This window comes from Kitasatospora sp. NPDC058444, from assembly GCF_042721415.1.
In the GTDB taxonomy this organism is placed as follows: domain Bacteria; phylum Actinomycetota; class Actinomycetes; order Streptomycetales; family Streptomycetaceae; genus Kitasatospora.
The window spans coordinates 206,127-225,843 of the sequence record NZ_JBHXLL010000006.1; the positions used below are offsets into that span (position 1 = coordinate 206,127).

The window sequence follows — 19,717 nt, forward strand, 5'->3', positions numbered from 1 at the left end:
GGAGCGGGTGGAAGCGGGGGCGCGCTTGGCGGCCCGTCAGCGCTGCCGGGGCCGGGCCACCAGGAGGGCGATGTCGTCCTCGGCGGCGGGGCCCGGCGGCGGGGCGAGGGAGCGGAGGACGGCGTCGAGCAGGCCGTCGAGGTCTCCGGCGGCGGGCAGTCGCAGGGCGGCGAGCCGCTCCAGCGAGACGTCGATGTCCTCGCCCCGACGCTCCACCAGGCCGTCGGTGTAGAGCAGCAGGGTCTGCCCCGGCAGGAGCGGGTGGGTGGTCTGCTCGTAGCCGCCGAGGCCGGTGCCGAGCGGCGGGCCGGTGGGGATGCGCAGCAGCTCGGTCGGGCGGCCGGGGGCGATCAGGGCGGGCGGCAGGTGGCCCGCGCTGGAGAGCGTCCAGCGGCCGCGGCCCGGGTCGGCGAGGGCCAGCAGGCAGGTGGCCGGGCGGGCGGAGTCGTCGGCGGAGATGACGCTGTCGAGCTGACGCAGGATCCGGTGCGGGGGCAGGTCCATCCCGGCGAGGTCGCGCAGCGCCGAGCGGTAGTGGCTCATGTCGACGGCGGCCTCGACGCCGTGCCCCATGACGTCGCCCATGGCGAGCAGGGTGCGCCCGAACGGCAGCCGGACCGTCTCGAACCAGTCGCCGCCGACCACCGAGCTGCTCCCGGAGGGCAGGTAGCGGGAGGCGAGGGCGAGGTTCTGGTGCGGGTTGCCGGGTTCGCTCAGCAGCGCCCGCTGGAGTTCCAGGGCGATGCCCTGGGAACGGGCGAAGCGGCGGGCGTTGTCGAGGGCGGTGGCGGCGCGGGCGGCGAGATCGCCGAGCAGGGCGGCCTCGTCGGGGGTGAAGGCCGGGCCGGCGGCGGTGCGGCCGAGGGTGAGCAGTCCGATCAGGCGGCCCCGGGCGGCCAGCGGCAGGACCAGGAGCGAGGCCGTCCCGGCCGGGCAGCCGTCCTCGGGGCCGGGCTCGGTGAGCACGGCGACACCGCCGGCCAGGCTGCGGGCGGCGGCCGAGCCCTCCCGGTGGCGGATCGATTCTCCGGGCCGGGGCAGCTCGGCGAGGGCGGCGTCCAGTGCGGGCACGGACCGGACGCCGGCGCGGCGCAGCCGCTGGGGCGCGCCGTGGCCGGCCCGGGCGGGTTCGGCCTCGGGAGGCAGCAGGTCCACGACGGCGAGTTCGGCGAGCCGGGGCACGGCGAAGGAGGCGAGTTCGGCGCCGGTGGTGCCGATGTCGAGGGTGGTGCCGATCCGCTCGGTGGCGGCGTCCAGCAGGGCGAGCCGGGCCCTCACCTGTTCCAGCTCGCGCAGCTGGTCGCGGGCGGGGTCGGGGTCGTCCAGGACGACGACGATCACCCCGGTGGTCCGCCCGGAGTGCCGCAGCGCCCGGTAGCGCACCCGCAGGCCGGGCGGTACGGGGGCGCCCGCGCCGTCGGGGCCTCCGGTGGCGTGTTCGCGGGCGAGTCCGTCGGCGAGCACCCGGCGCAGGATGCCGAGGGCCCCGGCGAAGGCGGTGGTCGCGGCGGCCCGGCCGAGCAGGTCCGCGCGGCGCAGCCCGGTGGCGGTGGTGAAGGCCGCGTTCAGGTAATGCCAGCGCAGGTGCTCGTCGAGCAGCGCGACGCCGACCGGGGCGGCGGCGAGGACCTCGCGGAGCCGTTCCGGATCGTCGCCGCCCCGGTCGCCGCCGCTGTCACCGCTGTCACTGTCGGTGATCGCGCCGAGGCGTGCGGCGAGGGCTGCCGCGGTCGCCGCCAGGGACCGGGTGTCCGGTGTCGCGGGCCGCGGACCCTCTGCTCGGTTGCCGTGCCGGAAGTGCATACGCCCATGATCACGCGCCCGGGCGCGGCACGCCCACAAGTGGGTGAAACGTTGACTGGCCGGAGACGGTGCTGTAACGGAGTGCGAGGCCGGTCGGCCGGCCACCGGGTCGCGCGCGGGAAGGTCGGCGGGGCCGCATGGATACGGCAGGCGAACGCCGGATGATCACCGGTCATACTTGGGCGGCGGCGCCCGACCCCCGGGCGCCCCGGGCCGGGTCCGCCCGTCCGCCCGGCCGTACCGACCCGGTCCGACCCGTACCGACCCGACCCGTGCCCGAAGATCCAGACCGGAGGAACCCGATGAGCCCCCACCAGCCGACCAGTCGCCCGGCGGCCGGGGCCCCCGGGGTGCCGTGGAACCGGCAGCGGCTGCGCAGCAACAACGAGTGGCTGCTGCTGGAGCTGCTGCGCACGGGCGGCGGCTCCTCGCGCGCCCAGCTGGCCCGGGACACCGGTCTGTCCAAGCCGACGGTCTCCGCCGCGCTGGCCGAGCTGGAGCGGGCGGGCCTGGTCCGGGAGGCCGGGCGGCTGGCCCCCGAGCGGGGCCGCACGGCCGTGCTGTACGAGGTCGACCCGACGGCCGGGCACGTGCTCGGCGTGGACATCGGCCGGGCCCGGCTGCGGGTGGCGGTGGCGGACCTGGCCGGGACGGTGGTCGCCCGCCGGGACGTGGCCAACCGGGGCCGCTCGGCGAACGCCGTCGCGGACGCCGTGGTCGCCGCCGCGCACGAGGCGATCGCCGAGGCGGGCCTGGCCGCCGGGGACATCGTGCACGCGGTGATCGGCACCCCGGGGGTGTGGGACGAGCAGCGGCGCGGGGTGCGCTACGCGAGCAGTCTGCCCGGCTGGGGCAGACCGGGGCTGTTCGACCGGATAGCGGCGGGCCTGGGGACGGCCGTCTCGGTGGCCAACGACGCCAACCTGGCGGCGCTCGGCGAGTACACCCTGGGTGCCGGGCGGGGCAGCCGGATGTTCGCCTACCTGCTGGTCGGCACGGGGCTCGGGCTGGGCGTGGTGAAGGACGGCGAGCTGCTGCTCGGCGCGCACGGCGCGCTGGGCGAGATCGGACTGGTCCCGCTGCCCGGGCGGTCCGGCGAGCCGACCGCGACCATCGAGCAGGAGGCGGCCGCGGACGCCGTGGTGCGTGCCGCCCGGGACTTCGGGCTGGACGGGGAGTCCGCGACGCGGCAGCTGACGGCGAAGCAGGTGTTCGAGCGGGCCCGGGCCGGGGAGCCGGCGGCGGTCCGGGCGGTGGAGCGGGAGGCCGAGCGGCTCGCCTACGCGGTGGCCGTGCTGTCGGCCGTCCTGGACCCGGACCTGGTGGTGCTGGGCGGCGGGATCGGCAGCAGTGCGGACCTGCTCCTGGAGCCGTTGGAGCAGGCCCTGCACCGGCTCGCCCCGATGCGTCCGACGCTCGCGCCGAGCCTGCTGGGGGAGGAGGCGGTGCTCCTGGGCGCGGTCTCCACGGCGCTGGAGACCGCCCGCCCCGAGGTGTTCGAGCGCCGGACGGCGGGGCTGCGCTGACGGTCGGTCGGGGGGACCGGTCGGCCACCGGGGCCGGACGACGGTGTGAGGCGGTGGGCGCGGCGGCGACGCTCGGTGGCCGGAAGGTCTCGATCTGCCAACGAGTGGGGGTTCGGTGGACGGTGCGTGTGCGGTTCCTGCTTGAATCGCCCGACCCATCCACACGGAACGGAGCGTTCTCCTCCCATGCCTTCACGGATACCCGGTCGCCGCCGGGCCGGCCTGGCCGGATTCGCCGGACTCGTCCTCACCGTCGGCCTGGCGCTGACCGGGTGCGACCCGTCAGCGGCCGACGGCGGCGCCACGGCCTCGGCCTCGGCGAGGCCGACCGTCGCCGCCACCTCGACCACGGCCGCGGCGACCAGCCCGCCGGCGACCCCCGCCGCCCCGGCCCCGGCCCCGGTCACCACCCCGCCGGCCCCGCCGGCGCCCGCGGCGCCGGTGGCCACGCCCCCGCCCGTCGCACCGCCGGCCCAGCCGAGCGCCCCCGCGCAGCCGCCCGTCACCAAGGCACCGCAGCCGAAGGTGACCACGGCCCAGCCGCCGACCGACCCGGAGCCCCCGGCGGCGGCCGGTGCGGGATGCGAGATCCGCTCGAACGCGGGCAACTGCTACGAGGCCGGACAGTTCTGCCGCAACGCGGACCTGGGCAAGAGCACCCACGATGCCGGCGGCCGGGTGATCTACTGCCGGATGGTCAGCGGGAAGCCGCACTGGCAGGCCTGAGGCCTCTCGCCCCGGACCGCGGTACGCGCTCAGGCGTCGATGACGCCCAGGGTGTCCCAGAACAGGTGCTCGTAGGCCTGGAGCAGCAGTCCGTACTCGCGCGCGGCGGCCAGGGCCGGCTCGTCCAGCCGGTCCGGGCCCAGGGCGTCGGCGGCCTGCTGCTCCAGCTCGAGCGCGGGCTGGGCGAAGAAGTCGAAGAACGCGCAGGCCTCGTCGGGGAAGCCGTAGTGGCGGCGCAGCGCCTGCGCGATCGTGGCACAGTAACCGCCCCAGGCCGCGAAGTTGGCGACCAGGGCGGCGGCCGCGGCCGCGGGCTCGCTGTTGAGGGCGAGCCAGGCGAGGAAGTGCGGGTAGGCCTGGCAGCCCGGAAGCGGCGGGCGGGACTCCAGGGCGTCGCGGTCGAGGCCCGCGGCGGCGCCGAGCGCGGGCAGGGTGCGCAGCGCGGCGCTCTCGCCCTCGGCCAGGGCGGCGAACCAGGCGCTGACCGGCCGGTCCGCGCAGCGGCCGGCGAGCAGCAGCAGGCTGCGGCGGTCGGAGCGGATGATCCGGTGCTGCTGGGCGGCGAGTTCGGCCAGTGCCGAGGGTGGTGCGGTGCCGTCGGCGAGTGCGGTGACCAGTGTGGGGGCGGTGTCGCCGGGCGTCAGTCGGGCGCGCAGGTCCTGGATCTGGTCGAGGATCGGGTGGTTCACCGGTGCCTCCGGGGTGCGGTTCGGTCCGCTGCCATTCCTACCGTCCGGCGGTGCCGGTGCGGCGGCGACAGGCCGGGGCGGTGCGGTGACGCGCTCCCGGCCGGGCCGTGGGCCGGGCCGGGAGCCATGGAGCGGGCGACCGTCCCGCACCCGCACCCCCGGGCCGCACGCCCTACTGCGGGGTGGGGGCGGTCAGCGGGGCGAAGGTCTGTCGGAGGTCGACGACCGTGGTCGGGCCCTTCACCCAGGCGAGCGGGGCGTGGTGCACCCGGATCCCGGCCGGTTCCCGGAGCAGCGCCTCGCCGGCCGCGTTCTGCGGCCACTCCACCGAGCCGGTGGCGGTCCGCGCGGGGATGAGCCAGTAGTCGCCCCGGGTGTACTCGCCGCCCGGTCGGAAGTACACCTGGACGCCGTCCTCCAGGTCGAGCCAGGCGCCCTCCCGGAGCTGCAGGGCGCCGCCGGCCAGCGGCAGGGCGTCCCGGCCGCGGGGCGCCCGGTGGTCCCAGCGGCGCAGGAACGGGTGACGTTCGGCCAGCCGCCCGACCTCCGGCACCGGTTCGGCGGACAGCCTCACCCGGCGCCCCGGCAGGTCGGTCTCCTCCACCTGGAGCAGGTCCGCCGCCTCGCCCCGGCTGACGTACGCGCTGTCCGCGACCTCGACCCAGTCGCCGACCGAGAGGCTGAGCTTGTCGTCGTCGCCCAGCGTGGTGAGGTCGACCCAGGCGCCCTCGATCGAGGCGATCGGCAGGACGACCGAGCCGTTCTCCCGGGACCACTTGAACGTGGCGCAGCCCTCCGCCGACCCGCCGTGGTGGACCTCCACCCGGTACAGCTGGTTCTCCGGACCCCGGTAGCCGGCCTCGGGGTGGGTCAGGCACGGGTCCTCGTTCGCCCGCTCCGGCCGCCGGGCGCGCGCGGCCAGCAGTCCGCCCGGCCGCTCGTGCGCTTCGGCCCACGCGTCGAAGGCCTCCAGGACCCGGGACGCCCCGCCGTCCGGAACGCTCAACTCCGCGGCGGGCAGGGCGAGTACCTGCCAGACGAGCTTGGCCCGGGCCGCCGTGTCGGGCATCGCCGCACCGAGCGCGACCTCGCGGATCTCCGGGTCCTCGACGGCGGTGACGCTGCGCTCCCAGACCTTCAGGTAGACCAGGAACGGGAATTCGCCGGGCAGCCGGTCGCCGTCGCGCTCCTGGTCCCGGTAGGCGTTCGGCTGGTCCCAGTACGTCCAGCCGGCGGGCGCCTCCCGGGTGTCGCCGCCGTCGTCCTGGCCGCCGTCGTCGGGCACGGCGATGCCGGGCTCGGGCCGGTCGGCCTCGCACAGGATGCCGTCCACGTAGTAGCGGCCGCCGCCGATGGTGAGGTCGTCCACGTCGTGGTTGCCCGGCACGTAGCCGATCGCGAATCCGGCCGACCCGGCCGGTCCGCCGCGGCGGCCGATCAGGTCGGCGGCGAGCGTGCGCAGCTGGTACCGCTCGATCGCGGCCTGCTCGTTGGCGTCGGCGTCGAGCTGGACCCGGCCCTGCTGGGTCAGCACCGCGGAGTAGTGCTTGCCGGGCCGGAAGGTCAGGCGCGAGAAGTCTGCGTGCACGGTTTCCCTTTCGGAGTCATCGGGGCGGGTCAGGAGACGAAGAAGATCCCGGCGTCGGTGCCGGCCGGGGTGTACTCGGCCAGCCGGGCCCGCAGGTTGTCCTCGCGCTGGGGCTGGAACAGGTCGTGGAAGGCGCCGAGTTCGGAGCGGTCCTCGGCGCCGCGGGTGATCTCCGGGGCGCACCCGGCGGCCAACTGCCCGTAGCCGGGCGTGCCGTAGCGGAGGCTGGTGAACAGCGGGCGGACCCGCTCGGCCTCCAGGTCGCGCAGCCGGGCGGCCTGTGCCGGGTCCAGCTCGCCGCGCTCGACCAGCTCGGTCACCGCCGAGCGCACCAGGTCGGGTTGGCACTCGTACCGGCGCGGGGTGCGCGAGCCCGGCGGGACGTAGCAGAACCGCAGGCAGCCGAGCGAGCGGCGGGCCACCCGCAGCCGCCCGGTGAACACGCAGTCCTCGGCGATCGGCACCGCGTGGGTGTGCACCTCGCCGACCACCGTGGAGCGGCGGGCGTGCAGCAGCGCGTGGGCGTGCTCGCAGTCGGGCCCGGAGAGCGCCGGGCGCTCGGGCCCGGTGGCGTCCAGGATGCTGTCGGCGAGGTGGATCTCCAGCGGGTCGGTGTCCACCTCGTCGCCGACGACCTGGATCGTGCCCAGGACGCTGCGCTCGATCGTCACGCAGGCGGTGGTGTGGTCCAGCACGAGGCTGGGCTCCTGCGGCGAGTGCGGTTCGCAGTGCGGCTCCAGCGACCAGCCCGGCACCAGGGTGCAGTGCCGCAGGGTGACGGAGGCCAGCGGTCCGGTGACGTTGACCCCGCGACCGGTGATCAGCAGCCCGTCCAGGACCAGCCGCCCGCCCGGGCAGACGCCCCGGACGTTGAGCGCGTCCGGCCGGTTGCTGTACCAGTCGAGCAGCCGGATCACCGGCCGGGTGCCCTCGGCGGCGCGCAGTTCGAGGCGGTCGTCCTCCGCCAGGTCGAAGTCCAGCTGTTCCTGGTAGGCGCCGCTGTGGGTGATCTCGATGACGGCGGCGCCGCCCGCGCTGCCGGACTCCTGGTCGGCGCGCCACTGCTCGTAGGCGTCGTTGATCCGCTCGTACGGCCCGCCGGGGCCGACCCGGTAGAGCGCCCGGTGCCCGGTATCCGGGCGGTCGCGCGGGTACTCCCCGCCGCCGGTGTCGTCGCCGAACGCGTAGTGGTAGTCGACCCAGACGCCGCGGCGCGGGGCGGAGCGGGCGCCGAAGGCGATCCGGCCGAGCAGCGGGTCGACGGCGACCTGGCCGCGCTTGGGCCGGTACGTCCAGTCGCTCAGGTCGGCCACCGTGATCTCGGCGGGCGGGACCGGCTCCTGGGCGCCGTCGCGCCAGATGGCGAAGCTCTTGCCGGGCCCGTAGTAGTCGGCCAGGCGCTCGGCGAGCTGGCGGCGCCGGATCGGGGCCGGCACGTTGTCGATCGTGGCGAGATGGGTGGTCGACGGCTCCGGCTCGGGCTTGGTGACCAGCTGGGCGTCGTTGCCGAGGACCGAGAAGGTGAAGAGGTTCCTGGCCCGGTCGATGCAGTACGCGGGCGCCCGGGTGACCGGGTAGGGCTTCAGCCGCCAGACGTACAGGGCGACCCCGGCCGGGGTGTAGCCGCCCTGGCGGCGGGTGGAGGCGGCCCGGCGGACGTCGGCGGTGTGCGCCTGCCCGTCGAAGGGCCCGCCGAGCAGGTCCAGCTCGGCGCCGCGCCGCACGTCGACCAGTCGGCCCCGGCTCAGCCGATGGCGGTCGGCCGGCTCCTCGTCGGGGCGCAGCAGCCGCACCGGCTGGGTGCCGCTGAGCAGCCGGGAGAGCTCCACGGCCCGGGCCGGCCAGTCGGCGACCGAGGCGGACAGCTCCTCCAGCAGGGCGAGGGTGCCCTTGCGCCGGCGGCTGGCGACGGTGTTCGCGACGTCGTGCCGAGGCGCCAGCCGGGCGGCGAGCCGGTCGCGGGCCGCGGCCCGCTCCGGGGAGGCCCCGCCGTGCAGGCCGGTGGCGAGCACCTCCTCGTAGCCGGGCAGGATCCGGTAGCCGACCAGGTCGCCGAGGTAGGCGACGGCCCAGTCGGCGGCGGTCTCCACGAACCAGTCCTGGTAGCCCTGTTCGATGCCGCTGCGGACGACGTCGACCTGCTCGGCGATGACGGCCAGCAGGGCGCGCAGCGGCTCGCCCGCGTCGGCGTCGCGCAGCCGGTGCCACTGCGGCAGCAGCTCCAGCAGGCCGTCCGGGTCGCGGCTCATCGGACGCACCTCTCGACGATTCGCTCTCCTCCGGCCTCCGGCCGGGGGGACCCCCATCGCTCACTCATGCGCGGATCTCCTTGAGGATCAACGTGTCGGGCAGGTCCGGTGACAGCAGGGCGAGTTGGGCCGGGCGGATGCCGCGGAACACCGTCAGCACGCGGCCGGCCGGCAGCGGGCGGGTGTCGGTGACGGCCGGGTTGAGGCGCAGCAGCTCCGCGACGGAGATGCCGTTGCGGGCGGCGATGTCGGTGAGGCTCTCCCCGTCGGGGTCCCGCACCCGGTAGCGCTGCTCGTCGAAGCGGGCGAGCCGGGCCGGGACGGTCGGCTGGGGCTGCGCGAGCTGCTCGGACAGGTGCTCCAGGCCCTCCGGGGTGAGGCTGCCGGGCACACCGGTGAAGGCGTCGACGTCGACGTGGTCCACGCCGGGGACGGCCTGGGCGGCGGCGAGCACCTCGGACAGGTGGGCGCTCTGGCCGAGTTGGCGCCCGGCGTAGCCGAGCCGGTCGAGCAGGGCGCGGCGCAGCGCCGGTTCGACCAGGTCCCAGGAGTGGTCCGGGTCGACCTTGACGCTCAGGGCGAGGACCAGCAGGACGAGTTCGCGCAGTGCGACCTCGACCGGCAGCTTCGGGTCGCCGTACGCGGTGAGCGAGGACCGCAGGGTGCGGATCAGGTCGGAGTCGGGGGTGAGCGGGATGTCGTCGACCCCGGCCACCGTGACGTGGACGAGCTCCCGCCGGCCGTCCGAGAGCCGGGTGGCGCTCGCGCGCCCGATGCCGGCCCGGGAGCGGGTGAAGTCCTCGTAGTCGGGTACCGAGACCAGCCGGTCGAGCGCCGTGACGGCGAGCGGGATGTTGCGCCTGGCCAGGCCGGGGCCGTCCGGTCCGGCGCCGCCGGTGGCGGGCAGCGGGTTGACGACGGCGGAGACGCCGAGCGGGCGGGTGGTGAGCTGGGTGATCCGTCCGGCGCCGACGTTGCCGCTCTCGCCGATGCCGATCCGGTAGCGGGCGCGGACGTTCTCCCGGCCGGTGGGCAGGCGTGAACCGTGCACGCCGTCGCCGAAGGTGACGGTGGTGCGGCCGTCGGCCGCGGTCGAGGTGACGTAGACCCGTTCGTCGGCGCCGCGCCCGGCGAGGCTGTCGACCTCGTACCAGCGCACCCCGTCGACCCGGATCTCCAGGGTGCTGCGCGCGCCCCTGGGGGTGTCGGCGGCCAGCCAGGTGAGCGGCGACTGCCAGAGCGTGAAGCGCTGGCCGGGGACCCCGGCGTCGCCGCTGCCGACGGCCTCGTCGCGGGTGGCGCCCTGGGTGGCGCGGACCACGTTGCCGAGGACCTGGACGGTGTCGCGCCGGTAGCGGTAGGCGAGCGGGGCGCTGAGCGTGATCGCGGTGCGGACGGTGTCCCCGGGCAGGCGCGGGTCGACGCCCTGCCCGACGCCGGCGATCATGGCGAGTTCGGTGCCCCGGACCCCGGTGGTGTTCGGGATGTCGGTCCGCTCGCCGCTGACCGCGATCCACCGGCCGGGGGTCAACCCGTCGTAGAGCCGGGCGAGTTCGATCCGGTCGCCGTGGACCTCCTCGGTGACGGGCTCGTCGGCGAGCCGCAGCGACTCGCCGCGGGCGTAGACGGTGGTGTCCCGGATGTCCGAGAGCTGGGTGTCCTTGTCGTCCAACCACGGCTGCTGGAGGGACAGTTCGGTGACCTTGCCGGTGATGCCGAAGTCGGCGCGGGAGATCACCCGCACGTCGGTCACCCGGGTGATGACCTCGGCGAGGTCGCGGCTGCCCGGGATGCCGCCGTCGATCCCCTTGCGCGGGCGCTGGATGACCACCCAACTGCCGGGCGCGATCTGGTCGTAGACGGCGTCGAGGGTGAGGACGGTGCCGGAGACCGGCTGCAGCTTGGTGGTGAACACCACCTCGACCGCGGCCGGCGACTCGTCGGTGGCGGTGTAGCGGTGGACCCGGACGTTCAGCTCGCCGGACTCGCCGGTCTTCTCCTGGCCCGGTTCGAGCTGGTAGTCGAGCGCGGCGCCGGGCCCGCCGTCCACCTTCACGTGGATGCGCCCGTCGGCCTGCGGGCGGGACACGAAGACGGTGCGTTCGGGCAGTTTGGCCAGGAACGCGGCGCTGACCCCGGCCTCCTGGTCGGGCGCGGGCACGGCGGCGCGCACGGCGACGGCGTGCGGGTTCGGCGCCGGTGCGGGCGGCTCGGTGGTGACCACCTTGACCTGTCCGGGGCCGAGGGTGAAGGTGTGGTCCCACGGCAGCGAGAAGCCGTCGTGCGTCAGGCTGCCGGCCTCGACGTACGTGAAGTCGGCGGTCCTCGGGACGGTGCCGGCGGTGTCGAAGCCGATCCGGACGCCGATCAGGGTGCTGCCGGCGAGCGGCCAGTCCACGTAGCGGTCGATCCGGCCGTCGTTGCCGTAGACGGGCTTGAGCGGCGCGGTGGCGCCGAACGGGGTGGCGACCACCCGCATCGCCTGGATCTCGTGCACGGCGAGCGGCGCCGTCAGGTCGACCCGGCGCCAGGCGGGGTAGAGGCCGTCGCGCAGCCGGGGGTCGAGTGCGGACAGCAGCCGCACGCCGAGGTCCGAGCCGGGCGCGAACAGGCGCTGCGGGTCGCGGGCGAGGTCCCGGGCGCTCAGCGGGGGCCGGGCGGGGGCGGTGCGCAGCGCCGCCAGCACCGAGCCGAGTCCGCGGACGGCCGGGTCGGCGCCGGTGCCGGGAGGGTTCGGCCCGGGCTTGTCGGGGGCCTGCGGCGGCTCCAGCTGGTGGGCGCGGTCACGCAGGCCGGACAGCTCCTCGCCGAGGCGTGCGAACCAGTCGGACACCGGCTGCCGGGAGTGCGCCAGTTCGGCGGCCTCGGCCGCCCGGGCGATCACCGGGGCGAGCCGCTCGGCGAAGTCGGCCGGGGTGCTCAGCGGGCCGGACGGCCGGTCGAGTTCGGCGCGCAGCGGGGCCAGCACCTGGTCGTCGAAGTCCCGGATGATCCGGCTGTGCCCGGGCCTGGGGTTGGGGGCGCCCTCGGAGACGGTGATCCAGTCCGCCAGTTCGGCGCGCAGGTCCTTGAGGGTGCGCAGGTCCCGGGGCAGCCCGATCACCGTGACGTCGTTCTCGCGGTCGAGCCGCACCTCGGGCACCAGCCGCATCACCCGGTGGACCGGGTCGGCGGCCTTGTCGGCGCTGAAGACGAACAGCAGCCGGTCGCCGGGCTTGATGTTGTTGGCGGTCCCGGCGGCGAACAGCTCGGCCCGGCCGCCGGGGTTCAGCTGTCCGGGTGTCAGCTGGTACGGGCGGCGGCGCAGCACGGCCAGCTCGTTCCAGGCCGAGCGGGCGGCGAGGTCCTCGGCGGTCTCGAAGGACTGCGGGTCCTCGCCGGGGCCGGGGACGCTCTGGCTGCGGGCGCCGCGCGGGACGACCACGGTCGGGTCCTCGGCGGCCCGCGGGTCGTGGTCGAGGGTGTAGGCGAGGTAGGTGTCGGCGGCCACGCCGGGCCGGGGCCGGTGCCCGACGAGGCGGCCGAGCAGGGTGAGCGACTCCTCCTCGACGGCGGTGCGCAGGTAGCCCTCGTTGGCGATCCGCTCCGAGTAGAAGGTGAGCACGTCGGCGAGCACGGCCCAGGAGTCCAGCAGCGCGATCGCCGGGTCGTCCGGGGTGCGGACGGTCAGGTCGCGCAGCGCCGGGTAGGCGGGGCCGGACAGCCGGGCGAGCAGGCTGTCGAGGAACTCCCCGTAGCGGCCCACCCGGTAGCCGATGGCGTCCAGCCCGGGCGGGTTGAACAACGGGGCCGGGGTCGCGGTGGCGGTGCCCGAGCAGCCGCAGGTGCACTGGCCGTTCATCGGCCGCCTCCGATCACGATCGAGAGCCGGCCGTTCTCCGGCCGGTCGGGGTCGTTGTCGCAGCCGGCGATCTCCAGCGCGCCGAGCCGCAGCAGCCCGTCGGCCAGCTCGCCGTCGTCCCGCCCGAACTGCCGCCGCAGCCGGGTGACCTGGGCGCTGACCACACCCGGCACGGCCGCGGCGACGGCCACCAGCCGGGAGACCCGGACCGGCTCGCCGAAGCCCAGCGCGTCCGGGTGGAAGAAGCCGAGCCGGCCGTCCGGCAGGGCGCGGCTGCCCAGCACCCGGCGCAACTCGGCCAGCACGTGGCCGCGTTGGTAGCCGGGGGCGGCGCAGACCCGCAGTTCGAGGTCGAGCGGCACCACCAGGGCGGGGCGGACGACCAGGTCGTGGCCGATCCGGCGGTACGCCTCCAGGCCGTCGCCGACCGCCGCCAGCAGGTCGGTGCCCGCGGTGGCCTGCCCGTACGGCTCGACGGCGACGTGGACCTCCTGGACGCTGCCGGTCCAGCGGAGTTCGGCGGCGGCCCGCCGGACGCCGGGCAGGGCTGCCGCCAGCTCCGCGTAGTCGGCGGCGGTGACGGCGCGCAGCCGGGTGCGGCTCAGCGCGAGCGGGGCCGACTGCCGTACCTGGTCGAGCGGTTCGGGATCGGTGCCGCCGCTCGCGGGCATCGGGTTGCGGACCCGGAGCCGCGCGTCCTGCGGCGGTACGGCGGTGCCGCGCCCGCTCGGGTGGGGCGGCTGGTCCTGGCAGACCACCAGGTGGTTGATGGCCTCCGCGCCGACGTTGCCGGCGGTGCCGTTGCCGATCCGGTAGGCGACCCGCAACTCCGCGCCGGGCCGGGGCGGTTGACCGTGCCGTCCGTCGCCGAAGCGCAGCGCGAGGCGGCCGTCGTCCTCCGGCTCGCCGATGAAGTGCCGGTCGCGCGGGCCGTCGGAGAGCAGGTCCCGGCGGGGCGTCCACTCCTGGCCCCCGGCGGTGGCCCGGACGGCCGGCAGGGCGGCACGAGGGTCCTGGACGGCGATCCCGGACGCCGGGCCGGCCAGCGCGGGGGAGTCGGGGTCAAGCCTGGAGGTGTACCGCCCGCCCCAGCTCTGCGCCACTTCCCAGACGCCGGGCCGCCGGAGCACCCCGCCGGCGCGGGCCCGGGCGGTGAGCACCTCGAGGCGGCGCAGCTTGGCGGCGAGCAGGCGGGTGCGGCGGGCCAGCAGTTCGCGCAGTCCGGCGGCGGGCCGGTCCGCGAGGTGCAGCTCGTGCACCACCTGGGCCCCGAACAGCAGGGTCAGTTCGGCGAGTTCGGCGCGGGAGAGGGGGTGTCCGCAGTCCGCCCGGTGCCATAGCTCCTCCAGCCGCTGCCGGACCCGTTCGGGGATGCCGGCGAGCAGGACGGCCTGCCGGGCGCAGACGTGCGCCCGGTCCGGGTAGGCGGCCGCCTGGGTGACCGGCGCGTAGCGCAGCACCGGGCGGAAGGGCTGCGGCAGGACGGGGTAGCGGGTCTGGTCGAGCAGCGTCTCCAGCGCCGCCGCCTGGGCGTCGGCGGTGGGCGGCTCGACCACGGCGCCCTGGCCGTCCTCGCCCTCCGCGTTCGCGCCCGGCGCGAGCTGGATGCTCAGCCCGGCCCGCCGGACCGCCGCCTCACCGAGCAGCGCGTACAGCTCGCGGACCTGTCGCGGGCCGAGCTGGCGGCCGGTCCTGGTCCGGTCGAGCAGTTCGTGGATCGCCTCCGCCGCGGGGCTGCCCTCGGCGCGGTCCGCGCAGCCGGACCCGCCCGGCCCGCAGGGCGCCGTACGGACCGCCTCCGGCGGCACCGGGAAGGTCTCCGGGGCGCCGCCGCAGAAGGTGAGCGAGCGGCCGTGGTCGACCAGGACGACGTTGCCGCGCGCGACGCTCACGTCGGGGACCGGGCCGCAGTCGGTGCCGCCGCGCGCGGACAGGCAGACCGGGAAGGCGAGCGCGTCCTCCGGCGCCCACTCGACCTCGACCACGGGCTGCTCGTACAGCTCGTCGACCAGGTGGGTGACCGAGGTGAGCCGGACGGCCTGGCGGTGCGCGGGGTCGGCGTCGGCGGCGGCGCCGGTGCGCGGGCCGAGCACCTCCTCGACGACCAGCAGGTCGCCGGGGCGCAGCGCCAGGTGCCGGGTACGGGCCTCCGGCCGGTCGGCCTCGTGCCAGTCGTCGCGCAGGGTGGCGGAGGTCGCGCCCTTCGGCAGGACGCAGTCCTGGTCGCCCCAGGTCCAGAACCGGATGGTGTTGTGCTCGGGGTGCAGCACCAGGTCCGCTCCGCCGAGCGGCTCGAACACCTCGACCGCCGCGGTCCGGGTGAGCGCGTCCAGCTGCTCGTCGGGGATCACCGTGGACAGCTCCGGGCGTTCCTGCGGGCCGAGCCGGCTGACGTCGACGGCGGCGAAGCGGAAGCTGCCGGGGCGGAGGGTGAGCGGGCGGTCCGTCGCCAGGACGACGAACGCCCGGGCGTTGCAGCCGTCGTGCACGGCGTAGTCGACCAGCCGGGCGTGCCGGCGCACCGACACCCGGCGTCGGGCCGTGTCGAGGTACGCCTCGGTGGCCACCGCGTCCTGCTGGTAGGAGAGCTGGTCGGCGGTGTAGGCGAGCAGCTCGACCAGGGTGACGCCGAGGTCGGGCAGGTGCCGCTCGGTCCAGCCGGGGGTGGTGAGGCTCATCCGGTCCAGCACGAGCCGGCGCAGGCTCTCGTAGTCGCGGGCGGTGTAGTCGATGACCGGGGCCGGCCGGACGGCGGGCGGGCAGTCCTCCTCGGTGCGGCAGTCGTAGGGGGAGGGGCAGTCGGCGCCGAAGGAGAACCCGGTGCTCGCGTACCTCGGGTCGAAGCCCGGGTACGGGCGGGTGCCCGGCCGGCCGTGGGCGTCCGCCTCGACCACGGTCAGCCGGTAGCGGGAGGTGTCGCCGGTGCGGTCGAGGGTGACGTGCATCCGGTCGTCCAGCTCCGGGTCGTCCGCGGGCTCGAGGTCGACCGCGACGGCGCGCAGGCCGGTGATCCGGCGGCCGCCGTCGACGCGGATGTTCTCCGGGCCGAGCTCGTCCGGTGCCCGGCCGAGGAAGGTCACGGTCAGTGTGCGCCGGTCGTCCTCCAACTCGGCGCCGTCCAGGCCCAGCAGGTGCGCCGCGCGCACGTCGGCGCGCCGCAGTTCCGTCCGGCACCGGGCCGTCGGACGTTCGGATCGCCCGGTCATGCTGCCACCCCGCCCTCGAACACGTCCTGCCGCTGCGCACCGGTCCGGCGGACCACGTACGCCAGCTCGACCCGCACCACGTTGTCCTCGCTCTCCACGTCGAGCGCGGCGACCTCGATGACGTCGCCGAGCCACCGCTGCAGCGCCGCCTGGACGGACAGCTGCAGGGTGGCCGCCAGCTCCGGGCTGTTCGGGGCGAACACCAGGTCGAGCAGCCCGCAGCCGAAGTCCGGGTGCATGACCCGCTCACCCGGGCTGGTGAACAGCAACTGCTCGATCAGGTCCCGCACGTGGTCGTCGTACGCCGCCTCGGCGGTGCGCCCGCGGCTGTCGATCCGGAACGGGAACGCGAGGTCCGTCCGGGCCGGACCGGGCAGCGGAGCCGTCGGCTGGGCGCCGGGCCCGTCGAACTGTGCGGCGTGCGCACCCCAGGTGTTCACACGCCCACCGCCCGCTGCTGGACGACGGTCACGACCGGCGGCCCCTGCGGGACCTGCTCGGCGCTCTGGCACAGCCCGACGGCGGACTGCGGCAGCGCGGGGGAGCCGTTCACCCGGATCCGGGCGGACGGCACCACCCAGCGGATCGTGACGCAGGGCTGGGGCTTGCCGGCCACGTTGAACGGGCAGCCGGTCACGGTGTACAGGTCGGCCGTGCTGGTGACGGCCTGGCCGGCGACCAGCACCCGGCCCTGGGCGGGCAGGGCCGTCGCCTGGGCGCCGTGCGGGCAGGTCACCGTCGCGTTGACGTGCAGCAGATTTCCGGGCACGAGTCTCTCCCCCGTCAGGTCACGCTCAGGGCGTCCTGGTTGATGGAAACGGTGGCGCCGACGAGCGAGATCGAGGCGCCCTGGCCGTTGCTGATCCGGATGCCCGAGTCGTTGATCACGATCGAGGCCCCGCTCGGGGTGCGGAGGGTGATCCCCGTGGTCGGGTCGTCGGACAGCACGATCACCCGCCGCCCGGTGGTCTCCAGCACCTGGTTCGGCACGCCCGGCGGGCCGGTCGTCGCCTCCACCGGCACCTCGGAGGCGGAGCCGTACCAGCAGCCCGTCCAGATCGGATAGCTCTGGTCGCCCTGCTCGAACTCCATCCACACCCCCGCCCCCACCGGCGGGACGGCGTAGTGCCCCATGCCCGGGCCGGCCACCGGGAAGCAGGGCATCGCCCAGGTCGACGCGACCTCGCCCAGCACGTCGGGCACCTGGGCCTGGATGCGGCCGATCCCGAGCGGGTCGACGTTGTTCACCACCGTCCCCCGGAACTTGCCGAGGTAGCGGGTCGGTTCGGCCATGCGGGCAACTCCTGCTGCATCGTTAGGGGATGACGGTCGGCTGGAGGGCGATCAGGCCCTCGCGGGCCAGCGTGAAGTTCTGGGTGTACGAGCCGCGCTTGAGGTTGTGGGTGACGCTCTTGACGAAGTACAGGCCGTCGTAGGTGAGTCCGGCGCCGCGGACGCCGACCAGCTCGCGCGGCCGCAGCACGTGCCCGTACCGGACGACGTCGAGCTGGCCGGAGCCCGAGACGGCGTCCGCCGACTGCATCGCCTTGGCGATGGTCTCGGCGACGGCCTGGGAGCTGTCCTTCTTGGCGGTGTCGGCGATGACCTTCTTCTTCAGCGCCGGCGCGGGCCTGAGCGCGAGCGGCGGACGCAGGATGCTGACCTCCGGCACCGGCAGGACGGCGGACACCTTGGTCGCCGGGAGCTGGACGCGGGCCTCCGGCTCCTCGCGGGCGGTCCCGTCGAAGGCGAAGGTGAGCTGGTCGACGTTGGACAGCGCGTCCATGTTCACGTTCAGCGCGTGCTGCGGCACCCCGAGCCGGATCTCCGGCCCCCAGTAGCCGCGGCTCATCCCGGGGGCCGGGCCGGGGTCGAGGTAGAACACGTAACCGTTGGCCTTCGCCAGCTCGTTGACGTAGCCGAGGTCGGTGCCCTTCTGGAAGTCGATCCGCCGGGTCGGCATCGGCGTCTGCGGCACCAGCTCGGGGATGACCAGCGGCACGATGCCGTACTGCCCGTACTTGGCGATGATCGCGGCCACCCGGGCCGCCGGGGACATCGCGGGGAACGGCACGCCGGCCTGCTCCTCCAGGTCCATCAGCACCGTCAGGTCCTCACCGGTGACGGTCAGCGTGGACTGGCCGGGCTGGTTGCTGATGCCGACCTCCTGGCGGATGATCACCCCGTCCATCAGCACGGTCGGGGTGCCCGTGACGGTCACCATCAGCACGACCCGGATCTTCGGGTCGAAGAAGCCGCCCGGCAGCAGCGCGGTGTTGATCAGACCGTGCTTCGACAGGTCGAAGGCCAGCTGGAACCCGCTGCGCTGCCCGGACGCCACCGTGACCTGCGCCGACAGCAGCGCGTCGGTCACCGGCTGCGGCACCGGCACCGGGAGCTGCGGGCCCATCAGCAGGCTCAGGTGGATCGACCCGATCGGCCCGCCCCCCGTGACGGCCGAGGCGTCAGCCATTGCCCACCCCCGGCCCGGGCACCGCGCTGGGCAGCGCGATGGTGATCCGCCGGCCCGGCGTCGCGGTCAGCTCCCGAGGATCGAGGACCGGATTGGCGTCGGCGATCCGCCACCACTGGTCGGCGCTGCCGAGGTAGCGGTAGGCCAGCAGGTCGGGGCGGTCGCCGGCGCTGACGGTGTGCTCGGCGAGCGGGGTCAGCCCGTCCGCGCCGGGCAGCAACCGCCGCTTGAGGTAGGGGACCTGCCGACCGTCCGGCTCGGTGTGCAAGGCGACCGGGATGCCGTGGTACCGGCTGGTCAGCGGGTACGGCGAGGGCGCGGGCAGCGCGTTCAGCGGGTCGTTGACGGTCATCAGAACCCCCCTCCCAGGCCGAGCGCGCTCAGCCGACCACCGGCCGCCGTGCCGACCAGCCGCTCCTTCTGCGCCAGGTGCGCGAGGTACAGCTCCGCCCCGCGGTGCCCGGCCGGCAGATCACTGACGGTCAGGACGCGCAGGCCGATGGCGACGGCGGCCCTGATCGGATTCAGGTCGATGTCGAACGCCTCCTCGGTGATGGTCAGTTCGGTCAGCCGCACCGGCAGGATCCGCTTCCCGCCCCAGGTGAAGAGGGTCAGCGGGGCCTCGATCGGGGTGATTTCGAGGGTGCCCAGCGCGGCGAGGGCCTGATTGCTCCGCAGCTGCGTACTGGTCGGCTGCACCAGCAGTTCCAAGGTGGCCAGTTGCGGATGGATCCCGTTGGGAGCCGGCACGTCGAGTTGGTCGGTGGCGTCCAGCTCGGCGGTGAACTTCCAGGTCTCGACGGCGGGCCCCTTGAGCCGCAAAGCCTCCGTCCGGTCCCCGCTCCCGTCGGCCCCCGCCACCTGCGGGGCGAGCGACCGCTCCAGGCTGTCCGGATTGAACTGCAGCACGATGACCCGCTGCGGCGTCCCCCGCTGCGCATCGACGATGACCAGCCCGGCCCTGATGGGCTTGGGGGCGTCGGAATAGCTCAAGGACCGGCTACTCATGGCGTGGCCCGTGCTGTTCTTCCATCAACCGAAGGGCGATTTCCGCCTCTCGGACGACCTCCGGGTCCGCATCGTGGGCGACCATGTCAGCCAGCGGCTCCCGGTACTCGGGCCACTCGGAATACACCATGGCCTGAACAACGGCCCGCCGGACCCTGGGGTCCTTGTGCCGAACCACCTCCAGTATGCGCATCACCACGGTGTCCACCGCCTGCTTGGGGGATCCGGCGCCCAGAAGCAGCACGGACCTCGCCTGCTCGACCGGGTAGACGCTCACGTCGAAGTTGGTCTCCAGGTCGTCGACGCTCCAGATGTCGAGCGCCGACTCCAGGCGTGTCGATGCTTCGTGGACCCGCACGCCGTCGTCACCCGCGACGACGAGGTACCGTGCGTCGATGAATTCGTCCGCGACGTAGTGGGCGGACAGTCCGCCGGGTAGTGACCACTTCGCCTCGTAGAAGGCGTGGTTCTCCGGATCCCGGGGGATGTCACCCTCGTAGGTCCATCCGTCGGCCTCGGCGAAGGCCCGGATCTCGGCATTGTCCACGGAGTCGCGGAGAATCAAGCGACGGCCCACATGGCGTCCGACGGCCATTCACCCTCCCATT

Annotated in this window: 15 protein-coding genes; 2 read left to right on the plus strand and 13 right to left on the minus strand. The window is 75.2% G+C overall.

All coding sequences use genetic code 11. The annotated features are described in order from the left end of the window. Positions 1-36: 36 nt before the first annotated feature. Positions 37-1,803 carry a SpoIIE family protein phosphatase gene (locus ACFWP2_RS10075; RefSeq protein ID WP_380449854.1) on the minus strand — a complete coding sequence of 589 codons (1,767 nt, stop codon included), beginning with the start codon at positions 1,801-1,803 and terminating at the stop codon, positions 37-39. A 302-nt stretch (positions 1,804-2,105) separates the two neighbouring features. On the opposite strand from ACFWP2_RS10075, the gene ACFWP2_RS10080 reads away from it, so the two are divergent. Both ACFWP2_RS10080 and ACFWP2_RS10085 read left to right on the plus strand, forming a co-directional pair. Continuing rightward, entirely contained in the window at positions 2,106-3,329 is a 1,224-nt protein-coding gene (locus ACFWP2_RS10080; protein ID WP_380449855.1) for an ROK family protein, read from the plus strand. A gap of 186 nt (positions 3,330-3,515) precedes the next feature. Beyond that, complete coding sequence (locus ACFWP2_RS10085) at positions 3,516-4,055, plus strand: hypothetical protein (protein ID WP_380449856.1); 540 nt, start codon at positions 3,516-3,518, stop codon at positions 4,053-4,055. Between the two features lie 29 nt (positions 4,056-4,084). On the opposite strand, the gene ACFWP2_RS10090 is transcribed toward ACFWP2_RS10085, so the two are convergent. The 12 genes from ACFWP2_RS10090 to ACFWP2_RS10145 all read right to left on the minus strand — a co-directional run bounded on the left by ACFWP2_RS10090 (position 4,085) and on the right by ACFWP2_RS10145 (position 19,704). After that, a complete protein-coding gene (locus tag ACFWP2_RS10090; protein WP_380449857.1) occupies positions 4,085-4,744 on the minus strand; it encodes a transcriptional regulator in 660 nt (219 codons plus the stop codon). Positions 4,745-4,916: 172 nt separating this feature from the next. Further along, complete coding sequence (locus ACFWP2_RS10095) at positions 4,917-6,332, minus strand: DUF6519 domain-containing protein (RefSeq protein ID WP_380449858.1); 1,416 nt, start codon at positions 6,330-6,332, stop codon at positions 4,917-4,919. 29 nt (positions 6,333-6,361) lie between these two features. After that, on the minus strand, positions 6,362-8,581 hold the full coding sequence (locus ACFWP2_RS10100) for a hypothetical protein (protein ID WP_380449859.1): 2,220 nt from the start codon (positions 8,579-8,581) through the stop codon (positions 6,362-6,364). A 64-nt stretch (positions 8,582-8,645) separates the two neighbouring features. After that, the gene (locus tag ACFWP2_RS10105; RefSeq protein WP_380449861.1) at positions 8,646-12,422 is read right to left on the minus strand and encodes a putative baseplate assembly protein; all 3,777 of its coding nucleotides are present in this window, start codon (positions 12,420-12,422) and stop codon (positions 8,646-8,648) included. Then, positions 12,419-15,628, minus strand: a complete 3,210-nt coding sequence (locus ACFWP2_RS10110; RefSeq protein ID WP_380449862.1) for a putative baseplate assembly protein — start codon at positions 15,626-15,628, stop codon at positions 12,419-12,421. The genes ACFWP2_RS10105 and ACFWP2_RS10110 overlap by 4 nt, the downstream gene beginning before the upstream one ends. Further along, positions 15,625-16,005, minus strand: a complete 381-nt coding sequence (locus ACFWP2_RS10115; RefSeq protein WP_380449939.1) for a GPW/gp25 family protein — start codon at positions 16,003-16,005, stop codon at positions 15,625-15,627. Before ACFWP2_RS10115 ends, ACFWP2_RS10110 begins: the two co-directional genes overlap by 4 nt. A gap of 59 nt (positions 16,006-16,064) precedes the next feature. After that, positions 16,065-16,397 (minus strand): hypothetical protein, encoded by a 333-nt coding sequence (locus ACFWP2_RS10120; protein ID WP_380449864.1) that lies wholly within the window; start codon positions 16,395-16,397, stop codon positions 16,065-16,067. 14 nt (positions 16,398-16,411) lie between these two features. After that, on the minus strand, positions 16,412-16,921 hold the full coding sequence (locus ACFWP2_RS10125; protein ID WP_380449865.1) for a phage baseplate assembly protein V: 510 nt from the start codon (positions 16,919-16,921) through the stop codon (positions 16,412-16,414). A gap of 22 nt (positions 16,922-16,943) precedes the next feature. Beyond that, positions 16,944-18,101: a hypothetical protein gene (locus ACFWP2_RS10130; protein WP_380449867.1), complete on the minus strand. Its 1,158-nt coding sequence runs from the start codon at positions 18,099-18,101 to the stop codon at positions 16,944-16,946. Continuing rightward, on the minus strand, positions 18,094-18,453 hold the full coding sequence (locus tag ACFWP2_RS10135; RefSeq protein ID WP_380449869.1) for a hypothetical protein: 360 nt from the start codon (positions 18,451-18,453) through the stop codon (positions 18,094-18,096). Before ACFWP2_RS10135 ends, ACFWP2_RS10130 begins: the two co-directional genes overlap by 8 nt. Beyond that, positions 18,453-19,094, minus strand: coding sequence for a hypothetical protein (locus ACFWP2_RS10140; RefSeq protein WP_380449870.1), 642 nt, complete (start codon positions 19,092-19,094; stop codon positions 18,453-18,455). The genes ACFWP2_RS10135 and ACFWP2_RS10140 overlap by 1 nt, the downstream gene beginning before the upstream one ends. A gap of 7 nt (positions 19,095-19,101) precedes the next feature. Next, positions 19,102-19,704: a HEAT repeat domain-containing protein gene (locus tag ACFWP2_RS10145; RefSeq protein ID WP_380449871.1), complete on the minus strand. Its 603-nt coding sequence runs from the start codon at positions 19,702-19,704 to the stop codon at positions 19,102-19,104. Positions 19,705-19,717: the final 13 nt, after the last annotated feature.

Bases quoted from the DNA above. Each gene is read 5' to 3' on its own strand.
- ACFWP2_RS10075 (WP_380449854.1), bottom strand. From the start codon at position 1,803: ATGCACTTCCGGCACGGCAACCGAGCAGAGGGTCCGCGGCCCGCGACA.
- ACFWP2_RS10080 (WP_380449855.1), top strand. From the start codon at position 2,106: ATGAGCCCCCACCAGCCGACCAGTCGCCCGGCGGCCGGGGCCCCCGGG.
- ACFWP2_RS10085 (WP_380449856.1), top strand. From the start codon at position 3,516: ATGCCTTCACGGATACCCGGTCGCCGCCGGGCCGGCCTGGCCGGATTC.
- ACFWP2_RS10100 (WP_380449859.1), bottom strand. From the start codon at position 8,581: ATGAGCCGCGACCCGGACGGCCTGCTGGAGCTGCTGCCGCAGTGGCAC.
- ACFWP2_RS10105 (WP_380449861.1), bottom strand. From the start codon at position 12,422: ATGAACGGCCAGTGCACCTGCGGCTGCTCGGGCACCGCCACCGCGACC.
- ACFWP2_RS10110 (WP_380449862.1), bottom strand. From the start codon at position 15,628: ATGACCGGGCGATCCGAACGTCCGACGGCCCGGTGCCGGACGGAACTG.
- ACFWP2_RS10125 (WP_380449865.1), bottom strand. From the start codon at position 16,921: ATGGCCGAACCGACCCGCTACCTCGGCAAGTTCCGGGGGACGGTGGTG.
- ACFWP2_RS10130 (WP_380449867.1), bottom strand. From the start codon at position 18,101: ATGGCTGACGCCTCGGCCGTCACGGGGGGCGGGCCGATCGGGTCGATC.
- ACFWP2_RS10135 (WP_380449869.1), bottom strand. From the start codon at position 18,453: ATGACCGTCAACGACCCGCTGAACGCGCTGCCCGCGCCCTCGCCGTAC.
- ACFWP2_RS10145 (WP_380449871.1), bottom strand. From the start codon at position 19,704: ATGGCCGTCGGACGCCATGTGGGCCGTCGCTTGATTCTCCGCGACTCC.